This window comes from Streptomyces barringtoniae (assembly GCF_020819595.1).
Lineage (GTDB): Bacteria > Actinomycetota > Actinomycetes > Streptomycetales > Streptomycetaceae > Streptomyces > Streptomyces barringtoniae.
In genome coordinates, this window is sequence record NZ_JAJHNP010000028.1 from 86,776 (window position 1) to 98,778 (window position 12,003).

Here is a 12,003-nt window from a genome sequence, read left to right on the forward strand (position 1 = left end):
ATGAGAGACCCGAACTGGAACTGGCGCTACCGCTAACCACGGTTCCGGTGTTCCCCGAGTCCGCTAGACGACACGCACGAGCCCGCCACCGCAGTGGCGGGCTCGTGCCTGTTCGACGTCTTATGGCCGTTCGACCAACTGAGGGAACGGCGGGAATCGACCCGGGGCGCCCTCCGGTCGGTAGTGGCTGGAGACGTGATGATCACGGCACAGCCCACCACCCGGGGAGAAGACCCGATGAGCGACACCAGAGTCCCCCTGAAGCAGCGAGTCGGCCGGTACGGTGCCTGGAGCATCGAACTGCGCTCGGAGGACCCGGCCCGGCGCGGCGAACTGGACGAGGCCGCGGCCGAACTGGAGGAACTCGGGTACGGCGCCATCTGGCTCGGCAACAACAGCACCGCCGACCACGCCGCACCGCTGATCGGGGCGACGCGCCGCATCGTCGTCGGCACCAGCGTCCTGAACATCTGGCAGCAGGAGGCCGCCACGACCGCGGCCGGCTTCGCCGAGGTGGAATCGGCGTACCCCGGCCGCTACCTGGTGGGTCTCGGCGTGAGCCACGGCCCGCTGGTGAAGGACTACGGCCGCCCGTACGCGGCGATGACCGGCTACCTCGACGAGCTGGACGAGGCCGGAGTCGCCGCCGACAGCAGGGTGCTGGCCGCGCTGGGCCCGAAGATGCTGAAGCTGTCCGGCGAGCGGGCGGCCGGCGCCATCCCCTACCTGGTCACGCCCGAACACACCGCCCAGGCCCGCGAGATCCTCGGCGAGGGCCCGCTGCTCGCCCCGGAGCTGAAGGTGGTGCTGGAGACCGACCCGGCCAGGGCTCGCGCCCTGGCACGCGACGCCCTCGCGATGTACCTCACCCTGCCGAACTACACCAACAACTTCCTGCGGCACGGCTTCACCGAGGCCGACCTGGCCGCGGGCGGCAGCGACCGCCTGATCGACGCGGTCTTCGCCTGGGGCGACGAGGTTCGCATCCGCGACCGCATCGACACCTTCCACCAAGCAGGCGGGGACCACGTGGCCCTCCAGGTGCTCACCGGCACCCACAGGGACAAGCTCCCGAGGGAGGAATGGCGCAGGCTCGCTTCTCTATGGGGATAACGGCCTCCTCTCGAAACCCGCACGTTGTGCGAGGCACTTCCGAGAGAGGCGATTGCGAACGCTGGGGTGCACATGACGTCCATTTCCCCTCATCGGGAGCCGATCCGCGTCGGTGTCGTGGGTCTGAGCGCGAGCGGCGGGTGGGCGGCCACCGCCCATGTGCCGGCGCTGGCCGGGCTCGATGGATACGCGTTGCGGGCGCTGAGCGCCAGCAGCGCCGAATCCGCGCGTGCGGCCGGCGAGAAATATGCGGTGCCGTTCGCCTTCGGCAGCGCAGAGGAGCTGGCCCGCAGTGAGGAAGTCGATCTCGTGGTGGTGACGGTGAAGGTTCCGCACCACCTGGAACTCATCCGGCCCGCGCTGGAGGCGGGGAAGATGGTGTTCAGCGAGTGGCCGCTCGGTGCCGACCTCGCGCAGGCCGAAGAGCTGGCCGACCTCGCACATCGCAAGGGTGTGCTCACGGCTGTCGGCCTGCAGGCCCGGTCGGCTCCGCCACTGCGGTATCTGCGGGACCTGGTCGCCGGCGGCTACGTGGGGCGGGTGCTGTCGACCAGCATGCTCGGGTCGGGCTGGATCGGGGGTGCCACCTACGAGGACACCTACGCGTACGTGCTGGACGTCACGAGCGGCGCCACGCTGCTGTCGATCCCCTTCGGGCACTCGGTCGACGCGCTGACCATGGTGCTCGGGGAGTTCCGCGAGGCGTCGGCTCACATCGAGAACCTGCGCCTGGAGGTCACCCACGTCACGAGCGGGGCGGTCGCGGCCAAGAGCGCGGAGGACCAGATCGCCGTCACGGGGGTACTGGAGTCGGGGGCCGTGGCCGCGATGCACATCCGCGGTGGGACGTCCCGCGCCACCGCGTTTCACTGGGAGATCAACGGCACGGACGGCGATCTCGTCGTCAAGGCCGACCAGGCCCAGTGGTGGTACGGGGGGCTGCGGCTGTACGGCGCCCGGGGAGAGGACGGCACCTTGGCTGAACTTCCGGTTCCCGCGCGCTATCAGCGGTCGCTGACGCAATGGACCGAGCGATCCGCCGAAGCCGCCTGCAACGTCGCCCACGAGTACGCCCTTCTGCGCGACCAGATCACCGGGAACCTTGCGCCGGACGAGGACGGCGTTCCCGACTTCCGGCACGCCGTCCGGCGCCACCGCATGCTGGAGCGGATCCGAGAGGCGGCGCGCACGGGCCGGAAGGTCACACTCACAGAGCAGGGCGCGTAGGTCCCGAAGTCAGTCAGGTCGTGAGTTCGACTGCTTCGCCCTCGGCAGGTCGGGCTTGTTCAGGCGCGAGGTCACCTCTGTCGGGAATGCCGGACACACGCACTGGCGTTGCAGCATGGTGCGAGAACATCCCTACGACGAGGGGACGGATGCCATGCCTCTCGAGGGCGAGTATGAACCCAGCACGACGCAGTGGGTGCGCGAGCAAGTGGAGGCGTACGAGGAATCGGGCGGCACCAAGGGGGCGACGCTGTGGGACACGGGGTGGCCCGTGGTGGTGATGACCACCCGGGGCGCCAAGACCGGCAAGATCCGCAAGGCGCCGGTGATGCGCGTCGAGTGCGACGGGCGCTATGCGGTGGTCGGCTCGTTGGGCGGATCCCCCAGACATCCTGTGTGGTACTTCAACATCAAGGCCGATCCGCACGTCGAACTCCAGGACGGCACCGTGAAGCAGGACATGACGGCCCATGAGGCCACCGGCGAGGAGCGGGCCGAGTGGTGGCGGCGCGCGGTCGCTGTCTTTCCGAGGTACGCCGAGATGCAGAAGAAGACCTCGCGGCAGTTCCCGGTGTTCGTCCTGGAACCTGTCGTCGGGTAGTGACCTCGGGCGGTCTCGGAGCCGTCGGAGGGCACTCGACGACGACCAACCTTGACGCCTGGCCACCACCCCTCGCATCTTCAGCTACTGAGCCCCCCAAGTCGGCTTGACGCCGCCGCCCACGGGGACGCTACCTGGCCGGCGCGGCAGGAGGGCTTCGAGCCGGCTCGTGCGATCGCCGCCTGGCTCGCCCCCGGCGCCGCCGCCTGGTGTCGGGTGCTTACCCCGCTGCCCCCGGCGCTTCTTCGTCGACACGCCACGGGCTGACGCCTGCAGAGGCATGCACGGGAAGGTGTCTCGAAGGTGGCCGTTTGGCCGGATTTTATATCACCGTCCTATATAGACACTAAATATAGGTAAGTGATATAAAGGGGGTATGGATGAGACACCTGAAGAGAGCCTCCGGGAGGTGGCGGCGGACCTGAATGCGCTGGCCATCGGGCTGGTCAGATACCTTCTGTCGGACCGGCAGAACATGAATCTGACCACCGCCTCGGCGCTCAGCCGGCTGGAGCAGGAGGGGCCGATCCGGCTGACCGCGCTGGCAGCCGCGGAGGGCCTCGCCCAACCGTCGATGACCGCACTGGTCCAGCGGCTGGAGGAGCAGGGACTGGCGTCACGCGTGACCCATCCCGAAGACGGGCGGGTCCGCCTCGTCGCCATCACGGATGCCGGGCGAGCGCTGCTGGCCGAGCGCCGGCACGCGCAGCGCGCCCGGGTGGCCGGCCTGATGACCGCACTGTCCGAGCAGGACGTGCGGGCCCTGGGTGAGGCCATGCGTACGGCCCTGCCGATCGTCCAGCGGATGATCCAAGCCGCCCCGCGCTCCGGTGACCCCGGCGGCGGGCCGGCCTCCTGAACCTCCTGGCTGCTCTCTCAGGTTGCTTCTCCTGCAGGCGGGATCTGCTCCGCTGCCCCGTCACGCCCACGCGCGGCGGGCCCCGGCCCCGGCGCCTGCCCCATGTCCGATTTCCGGAAAGGGCGGAGAACATGACAACCACCTCGGCACACGGCACCGACGCACCCGCGGCGCAGGTCCCGGACTACCCCATGCCCCGGGCGGCCCGCTGCCCGTTCGACCCGCCGCCGGCCCTGCACGTCCTGCAGGACCAGGCCCCGATCAGCCGCGTACGGCTGTGGGACGGCAGCACCCCGTGGCTGGTCACCCGCTACGAGGACACGCGAGCCCTGCTGGCCGATCCGCGGATCAGCTCGGAGAGCGACCTCCCGCACTACCCCCACCTGAGCCCGGCCCAAAAGGAGCGCCGGAGGCAGTCGCGGACCTTCATCAACATGGACGATCCGGAGCACGCCCGGCTTCGCCGGATGGTGACCGCGGCCTTTTCCATCAGGCAGGTGGAGGCGCTACGGCCTGCCATTCAGAAGATCGTCGACGGCCTGATCGACACCATGCTCGCCGGGCCCAAGCCGGTGGACCTGGTCCAGGCGTTCGCGTTGCCGGTGCCGTCGCTGGTGATCTGCGAGCTGCTCGGTGTTCCGTATGCCGACCACGACTTCTTCCAGGCCAACAGCAAGATCCTGATCAAGCGCACGAGCACCGTGGAGCAGGCGCGGGTGGCCACACAGCAGCTGCTCGACTACCTGGACCGGCAGATCGGCGTCAAACTCGCCCACCCGGCCGACGACGTGCTCTCCACGCTGGCCGAGCGGGTCAGGGCCGGTGAGCTCTCCCGGCGTGAGGCGGCCAGCATGGGGATGCTGCTGCTGACCGCCGGGCATGAGACCACCGCGAACATGATCGCGCTAGGCACCCTGGCCCTGCTGCAGAATCCGGACCAGCTGGGCTGGTTGCGCGAGAGCGACGACCCGAAGGCGGTCGCCTCGGCGGTCGAGGAACTCCTGCGCTATCTCACCATCGTGCACAGCGGACGCCGCCGGGTGGCCCTGGAGGACATCGAGGTCGGCGGCGTGACCATCCGCGCCGGCGAGGGCGTCGTCCTCGCCAACGACGTCGCCAACCGCGATCCCGACGCCTTCCCCGCCCCCGACCAACTGGACCTCAACCGCAACCCCCGCCACCACGTGGCCTTCGGCTTCGGCGTCCACCAGTGCCTGGGCCAGCCGCTGGCCCGGGTGGAGCTGCAGGTCGTCTACAGCACCCTGTACCGCCGCATTCCCACATTGAAGCTCGCCGTGGATCTCGACGAGATCCCGTTCAAGCACGACGGAACCGTCTACGGCGTCTACGAACTGCCCGTCACCTGGTGACCGCGGCCAACTGCCGCGCGGGAAAGGAGGATCCGATGAAGGTGATCGTCGACCAGAACAAGTGTGTGGCCTCCGGCCAGTGCGTGCTGAGCGCACCGGACGTGTTCGACCAGCGGGAGGAGGACGGCATCGTCGTACTCCTCACCGAGAAGCCACCGGACGGCCTGGCGGACGACGTCCGGCAAGCCGCCGCCCTCTGCCCGGCCCAGGCGATCTGGGTGGAAGAAGAGGAGAAGAAGGAGTGAACCGCATGGTCATTGTGGGAGCCTCGGCCGCAGGCCTGACTGCGGCCGAGACCCTCCGCCGCCGCGGCTGGAACGGTGAACTCACCCTGATCGGCGACGAGTCCCGTCTGCCGTACGACCGTCCGCCGCTGTCCAAGCAGATCCTCACCGGCGCATGGGAGCCCGAACGGACCACCCTGCGCACCCTGCGGGATCTCGACCGGCTGAAGGCCGATCTGCGGCTCGGACAGCGCGCTGTCGCCCTGGACGTCCCGGGCCGCCGGGTGCGCCTGGGAGGCGGCGAGAGCATCGGCTTCGACGCGCTGGTCATCGCCACCGGCGTGGCTCCCCGACGCCTGCCCGACAGCGATCTGGCCGGAGTCCACGTCCTGCGCACCCTGGACGACGCGATCGCCCTGCGCGCCGCGCTGCTCGCCGGGCCCCGGGTGGTCGTCGTGGGCGCCGGGTTCCTCGGCACCGAAGTCGCCGCGGCCGCACGGGTCATGGGCCTGGAGGTGACCGTGGCCGAGCCGGAACCCGTCCCGGTGCGACGCCCGTTCGGGGACCGCGTGGGCGAGCTCGTCGCCGACCTGCACCGCGACCATGGAACCCGCCTGCGCTGCGGAGTGGGGGTGCGCAGACTGCGCGGGGCGGGCGGCCGGGTGGCCGGGGTGGAACTCGGCGACGGCACCACGCTGCCGGCCGATGTGGTCGTTCTGGCCCTCGGCTCCACGCCGGCGACCGGCTGGCTGTCGGGTTCGGGGCTGCGCCTGAGGGACGGTGTGGAGTGCGACGCACTGTGCGAGGCGGCACCCGGGATCTACGCCGCCGGCGACGTCGCCTCGTGGTTCAACCCGCACTTCGGCACCCGGATGCGGCTGGAGCACCGGATGAACGCCACCGAACAGGCCATGGCCGCGGTCGGCAACCTGCTCGGCGGCTACACCCCGTTCGCTCCTGTGCCCTACTTCTGGACCGACCAGTACGACACCAGGATCCAGGCGTACGGCATCTTCCCGCCGGACGCGGAGATGCGGATCGTCTACGGTGACCCGTCCGACGGCCACTTCGCCGCCGCCTACGGGCACCACGGCAGGGTGGTCGGCGTACTCGGCTGGAACGCTCCGCGCCAGGTACGCACGCTGCGTCGCCTGGTCGTCGACCGCGCACCGTGGGCCGCCTTCGCGGCCGCACCCGCGCTCGACCCGGCCACCGTGAACTGACCCCAGGTCCCACAGGAGACAAGGAGGGAGGACTGCCGGTGACCGCCGAACAAACCCGCCGCCCTGCGGGCACCGCCCCCGGCGTCCGGCACCGCACTCGCCGCGCCTGGATCAGCGCCGACCACCCCCGCTACAAATGGGTGGCGCTGACCAACACCACGCTCGGCGTGCTGATCGCGACCATCAACGGTTCGATCGTGCTGATCTCGCTGCCCGGTATCTTCACCGGCATCCGGCTCGATCCGCTCCAACCGGGCAACGTCGGCTACCTGCTGTGGATGCTGATGGGCTACCTGCTGGTCACCGCCGTGCTGGTCGTCACCCTCGGCCGTCTCGGCGACATGCGGGGCCGGGTACGCGTCTACAACCTGGGATTCGTCGTCTTCACCGTCACCTCGGTGATCCTCTCGGTCGACCCGCTGCACGGGTCGGCCGGTGCGCTGTGGCTGATCGGGTGGCGGATCGTGCAGGCCGTCGGCGGTGCGATGCTGATGGCCAACTCGACCGCCATCCTCACCGACGCCTTCCCCGCCCGGCAGCGCGGCATGGCGCTCGGCGTGAACATGGTCGCCGGCATCGCCGGCACGTTCATCGGCCTGGTTCTCGGCGGCGCGCTCGTGGAATGGAACTGGCGCTCCATCTTCTGGGTCAACGTGCCGATCGGACTGATCGGCACCGTGTGGGCGTACAAGTCGCTGCACGAGACGGGCATCCGCAATCCCGGGCGGATCGACTGGTGGGGCAACCTCACCTTCGGCGCCGGGCTGACCGCACTGCTGGCCGCCATCACCTACGGCATCCAGCCCTACGGCGGACACACCATGGGCTGGACCGACCCCTGGGTGCTCGCCGGCCTGGCCGGGGGCGCCCTCACCCTGGCTGTCTTCTGCATGGTGGAGGCGAAAGTCACCGAACCGATGTTCCCGCTGCGGCTGTTCCGCGACGCCGCCTTCGCCGGCGGCAACGCGGCCACGCTCCTGGGCGCGATCGCCCGCGGCGGACTGCAGTTCATGCTCATCATCTGGCTGCAGGGCATCTGGCTGCCGCTCCACGGCTACGACTACGCCGACACCCCGCTGTGGGCCGGTATCTACCTGCTGCCCCTCACCGTCGGCTTCCTCGCGGCCGGGCCAGTGTCCGGAGCCCTGTCGGACAGATTCGGCGCCCGGCCGTTCGCCGTCGCCGGATGCGCCGTGACGGCCGTCTCCTTCGCCGGGCTCCTCGTGCTGCCCACCGACTTCCCCTACGGCGCCTTCGCCGTCCTGGTCCTGCTCAACGGGCTCGGCAACGGGCTGTTCGCAGCGCCGAACACCTCGATCATCATGTCCAGCGTTCCACCGGACGCCCGTGGCGCCGCCTCCGGCATGCGCGCCACCTTCCAGAACGCCGGCACGGTGCTGTCCATGGGCGTCTTCTTCTCCTTGATGGTCGCCGGGCTCGCCGGCTCCCTGCCGCACACCCTCGGCTCCGGCCTCACCGCCCAGCACGTGCCCGCCCCAGCCGCTCACACCGTCGCCACGCTGCCGCCGGTGGGGGTGCTGTTCGCCGCCTTCCTCGGCTACAACCCCGTCCGGCAGCTGCTCGGTCCGGCCATCCTCGACCACCTGCCGAGGGCCAACGCCGCCAACCTGACCGGGCGGGAATTCTTCCCCCACCTGATCTCCCGGCCCTTCCACGACGGCCTGGTCGTCGTCTTCACGCTGGCCATCGCCATGGCCCTCGTCGCCGCGGTCACATCCCTGATCCGCAACCGTCGCGGGACCACGTCGGCGGCAACCTCCGCCAGTCCCCTCGCGACGACCTCAGCAGGCGGGGGAGTGGACGGCCGGCCGGGACGAGCGCCCTGCACTGCCACGGTGGCCGAGGCACCGGGGAGCCAGTGGCCGCTCGACGGGTCGGGCCGTCAGAAGGGACAGCGGCCGACATGCTGATCCGGTACCGGGCGCCCCGCGGCCTGGCGGGCAGCTGCCATGTCCATGCGTTCCTCCGTACCGCAGAGGTGTCGCCGGACCGCGTCCTGTTCGGCGCGGGATCAGGGGGCCTGCAGGAAGGTCAGGACGGCTCGTACCCGCCGGTGGTCGTCGTCGGTCTCGGACAGGCCCAGTTTGCCGAGGATGCTGCGCACGTGCTTCTCGACGGTGCCCTCGGTGACCCAGAGACGGCGTGCGATACCGATGTTGGACCGGCCCTCCGCCATCAGGGCCAGTACCTCGCGCTCGCGTGCGCTCAGCGCGTCGAGCGGATTCCTGCGCCGTTGCGCCGAGACCAGTTCCTGAACCAGGGCAGGATCCACGACGGATCCGCCCTTGGCGATCCGCCTGACCGCCTCCAGGAACTCCTCCACGTCGGCGACCCGGCTCTTGAGCAGATACCCGATCCGCCGACCGCCGGCCAACAGCTCCATGGCCTGCTCCACCTCGACATGCGCGGACAGGACCAGGATGCCGACATCCGGCAGCTCACGGCGTATGACCCGGGCCGCCTCCAGACCCTCCATGGTGTGGGTGGGCGGCATACGGATGTCGACCACGACCAGGTCGGGCACCGTGTCCCTGGCGAGCTTCAGCAAGCCCGGGCCGTCACCGGCCTGCCCCACCACGGACACCTCGGCCCGCTCGAGCAGACCTGCCAGGCCCTGGCGCAGCAGTACGTCGTCGTCCGCCAGAACGACTCGCAACTGTGTCATACCGCGCCTTCCACCGTCCTGGGCGGCATGCCTGGCCAGCTCCGTCGCCGGCCGATGGCGGCGATGCCCTGCTCAGCTGCAGGCTCTCATGGGCATCGGCACCAGTCGACCGCTGAACCGCCGGGTCCAGGCCGGGCCGGGCAAGGGGCGTGAAGCGATGACACATGGCCGGGTGGACATACAGAGTCGGCACTGGGTGAAGGGCCGGCTCGCCGGAACAGCGATCATGGCGGGCGTGGCGGGCCTCCTGGGCGCCGTCGCGCCGTACGCCGGGCAGCACGGCCTGGGGATCACCGGCTCGCATTCCCGCGTCGCCCTGGCCGCCTGCCTCCTCACGGCGGCGATCGTCGGTCGGCTGGCGGTGCGGCTGCGGCGCTCCGCTCATGTGTCGGCACAGCTGTCGCAGCAGCAGTCCGCGCTGCGGCAGGTAGCGACACTTGTCGCACGGTCCGCTCCGCCGTCGACCGTGTTCGAGGCCGTGGCCCGCGAGACGGGTCTCCTCTGCGGCGCCGATCTGGCCTGCCTGGCGCGCTTCGAGGCGTACGGCGGCATGCGTGGCGTCGCGACCTGGAGCCGTCGGGGCAGGCCGGATCCGTCGCCCGTCGGTGCTCGCTCTGCCCTCGAGGGACGCGGGGCCGCCCGCCAGGTCCGGCCGACGTGCGGTCCCGTCCGCATCGAGGACGTCGAGGACACCACCGCGGCGATCGCCCGGAAGGCACGGGCACCAGGCATGCGCTCGTCGGTGGGGCGCCCGATCGTGGTGGACGGGGAGGCGTGGGGTGCGATCGTCGTCTCGAAGGAGAGCGACGGCCCGTTCCCGGCGGACACCGAGTCCCAGATGGCCGCCTTCGCCGACCTGGCGGCGATCGCCGTGGAGAACGCCAGGACCCATGCCGAACTGACCGCCTCACGCGCCCGTGTCGTGACGGCCGCCGACGGTGCGCGCCGCCGTATCGAACGTGATCTGCACGACGGCGTGCAGCAGAGGCTCGTGTCGTTGCTCCTCCTGCTCCAGCACGCGCAGCTGACGGTCCCGCCGGACCTGGCCGAGCTCCGCGCGCGACTGCGCGACGTCGCCGCCGGGGTCACGGGCGCGTTCGACGAACTCCGCGAGGTGGCACGGGGCATCCATCCGGCGGTCCTGGCCCACGGCGGCCTCGGTCCCGCGCTGAGGGCGCTCGCCCGCCGATCGGCCCTCCCCGTCGATGTCGAGGTGCGCCTGCGAGGGAGACTGCCCGAACGTGTGGAAGTCAGCGCGTACTACGTCGTCTCCGAGGCGCTGACGAACGCGGCGAAGCACGCAGAGGCCTCGACCGTCACCGTCACCGTGGACACCGACTCCGGCGTACTGCGTGTCCGCGTACAGGATGACGGCGTCGGCGGCGCCGCCTTCGCCGCCGGTACCGGCCTCGTGGGTCTGAAGGACCGGGTGGAAGCCCTCGGCGGCAGGATGGTTCTGGACAGTCCGCGCACGGCGGGGACCACCCTCAGTGCGGAGCTGCCGCTCGGGCCGAGCGGCCGCACAGGCCGCGACCAGACCGCCGCTGCGCTTCGACGTCACTGAGGAGGCCGAGCGCCGGCCCGTCGACCGGCCGGGGGAGCGTCGGCCGGGTGCGGACGGGGGCCGACGCGGGGCCGGCCCCCTCAGGGACGGAACTACCGTCCCCACCTCCAGCCGCCGTGGCCGTGGTCGTGGTCGTGGATGTGAATGACGTAGGCGGTGTCGTCGTCATCGTTGTTGGGGCTGCTGTGACCCTGAACCACGCCCACCGGCGCGGTCGGTGCGGCGACGGCCGACACGGCGGAACCTCCCAGGGCCAGCGTGAGACCTGCGAGGACGGCGAGGGGCCACTTGATGTTACGCATGATCAATCTCCTGGAGTGAAAGGGAAAGTGACAGCGCATCAGACGTGACGCGCAGGGAAGGTGGCTGCCGGGCCTTGGGCCTTCTGGCGTCCGTTCCATTCCGTTTTCCCGGTCCCTACGCTGCCCTGCGGGGAAATCCCGGACAATCCTGCAGGCTGTAAGCGGCTCTACCGGCCAGCTGCAATCTCGTCGTCCGCCAGGTCAAGATCCTCAACTCGAGCATTTATACCATCGCTCTATATAGACAAACTATATAGAGCAGTGATATAAATGGCTCATGGGTCGTTAGGGGCCTGGAGTCCCGGGCGTCACCGTGGCGCCGGAAGAGGGTGATGATCATGACCTGCACCTACACACCCACCGTCTCCCCGAGTCGAGGCGTCACCCGGAGGCCGCGACAGGCAGCGGGCGATGCCTGGCCCCTCGCGCACCGCCCGGAAGCCGCCGGAGAGGCCCGCAGGATCACCCAGAGGCTCCTGACGTGGTGGGGTGTCCCCCGGGAGGCGGCCGACTCGGTGCTGCTGACCGTTTCCGAACTCGTCACCAACGCCGTCGAGCACGCACAGCCCCCACTGAACCTCTCGCTGAACCGCGACGCGGACACTTGCCGGGTGCACATCGAGGTCTCCGACGGAGGCCCCGCCGACAGGGAGGGCGACTGGGCCGCCAGCGGCACCCCTGACGAGCACGGCCGCGGGCTGGACATCATCGACCACATCACCGCCGCCCACGGCGAGCACGACCGCCCCGGACACGCCGTCCACTGGGCCGACGTCCACGCCACGGCCTGACCGGCGCCGATGTCTCCTCTCCGGATCGGTCGCGCATGGCGAC

12 protein-coding genes are annotated in these 12,003 nt (G+C 70.3%); 10 read left to right on the forward strand and 2 right to left on the reverse strand.

Annotated elements, in window-relative coordinates:
- Positions 1–237: 237 nt before the first annotated feature.
- The 8 genes from LMU33_RS36605 to LMU33_RS36640 all read left to right on the forward strand — a co-directional run bounded on the left by LMU33_RS36605 (position 238) and on the right by LMU33_RS36640 (position 8,548).
- Complete coding sequence (locus LMU33_RS36605; RefSeq protein ID WP_228625596.1) at positions 238–1,113, forward strand: LLM class F420-dependent oxidoreductase; 876 nt, start codon at positions 238–240, stop codon at positions 1,111–1,113.
- A gap of 72 nt (positions 1,114–1,185) precedes the next feature.
- Positions 1,186–2,340, forward strand: a complete 1,155-nt coding sequence (locus LMU33_RS36610) for a Gfo/Idh/MocA family oxidoreductase (protein ID WP_228625598.1) — start codon at positions 1,186–1,188, stop codon at positions 2,338–2,340.
- Positions 2,341–2,494: 154 nt separating this feature from the next.
- Complete coding sequence (locus LMU33_RS36615) at positions 2,495–2,941, forward strand: nitroreductase family deazaflavin-dependent oxidoreductase (RefSeq protein WP_228625600.1); 447 nt, start codon at positions 2,495–2,497, stop codon at positions 2,939–2,941.
- 376 nt (positions 2,942–3,317) lie between these two features.
- Positions 3,318–3,800, forward strand: a complete 483-nt coding sequence (locus tag LMU33_RS36620) for a MarR family winged helix-turn-helix transcriptional regulator (protein WP_228625602.1) — start codon at positions 3,318–3,320, stop codon at positions 3,798–3,800.
- 131 nt (positions 3,801–3,931) lie between these two features.
- Positions 3,932–5,170 (forward strand): cytochrome P450, encoded by a 1,239-nt coding sequence (locus LMU33_RS36625; RefSeq protein WP_228625604.1) that lies wholly within the window; start codon positions 3,932–3,934, stop codon positions 5,168–5,170.
- 35 nt (positions 5,171–5,205) lie between these two features.
- Complete coding sequence (locus tag LMU33_RS36630) at positions 5,206–5,415, forward strand: ferredoxin (protein WP_228625606.1); 210 nt, start codon at positions 5,206–5,208, stop codon at positions 5,413–5,415.
- A gap of 5 nt (positions 5,416–5,420) precedes the next feature.
- Positions 5,421–6,617 carry an NAD(P)/FAD-dependent oxidoreductase gene (locus LMU33_RS36635; protein WP_228625608.1) on the forward strand — a complete coding sequence of 399 codons (1,197 nt, stop codon included), beginning with the start codon at positions 5,421–5,423 and terminating at the stop codon, positions 6,615–6,617.
- A 38-nt stretch (positions 6,618–6,655) separates the two neighbouring features.
- Positions 6,656–8,548: an MFS transporter gene (locus tag LMU33_RS36640; protein WP_372478126.1), complete on the forward strand. Its 1,893-nt coding sequence runs from the start codon at positions 6,656–6,658 to the stop codon at positions 8,546–8,548.
- 101 nt (positions 8,549–8,649) lie between these two features.
- On the opposite strand, the gene LMU33_RS36645 is transcribed toward LMU33_RS36640, so the two are convergent.
- Entirely contained in the window at positions 8,650–9,303 is a 654-nt protein-coding gene (locus LMU33_RS36645; protein WP_228625610.1) for a response regulator, read from the reverse strand.
- A 172-nt stretch (positions 9,304–9,475) separates the two neighbouring features.
- On the opposite strand from LMU33_RS36645, the gene LMU33_RS36650 reads away from it, so the two are divergent.
- Positions 9,476–10,867: a GAF domain-containing sensor histidine kinase gene (locus tag LMU33_RS36650; protein WP_228625612.1), complete on the forward strand. Its 1,392-nt coding sequence runs from the start codon at positions 9,476–9,478 to the stop codon at positions 10,865–10,867.
- 92 nt (positions 10,868–10,959) lie between these two features.
- Here the strand turns inward: LMU33_RS36650 and LMU33_RS36655 are convergent, their stop codons facing one another.
- Positions 10,960–11,169, reverse strand: a complete 210-nt coding sequence (locus LMU33_RS36655) for a hypothetical protein (protein WP_228625614.1) — start codon at positions 11,167–11,169, stop codon at positions 10,960–10,962.
- 338 nt (positions 11,170–11,507) lie between these two features.
- Here LMU33_RS36655 and LMU33_RS36660 point away from each other — a divergent pair, with 338 nt between their 5' ends.
- Complete coding sequence (locus LMU33_RS36660) at positions 11,508–11,960, forward strand: ATP-binding protein (protein ID WP_228625616.1); 453 nt, start codon at positions 11,508–11,510, stop codon at positions 11,958–11,960.
- Positions 11,961–12,003: the final 43 nt, after the last annotated feature.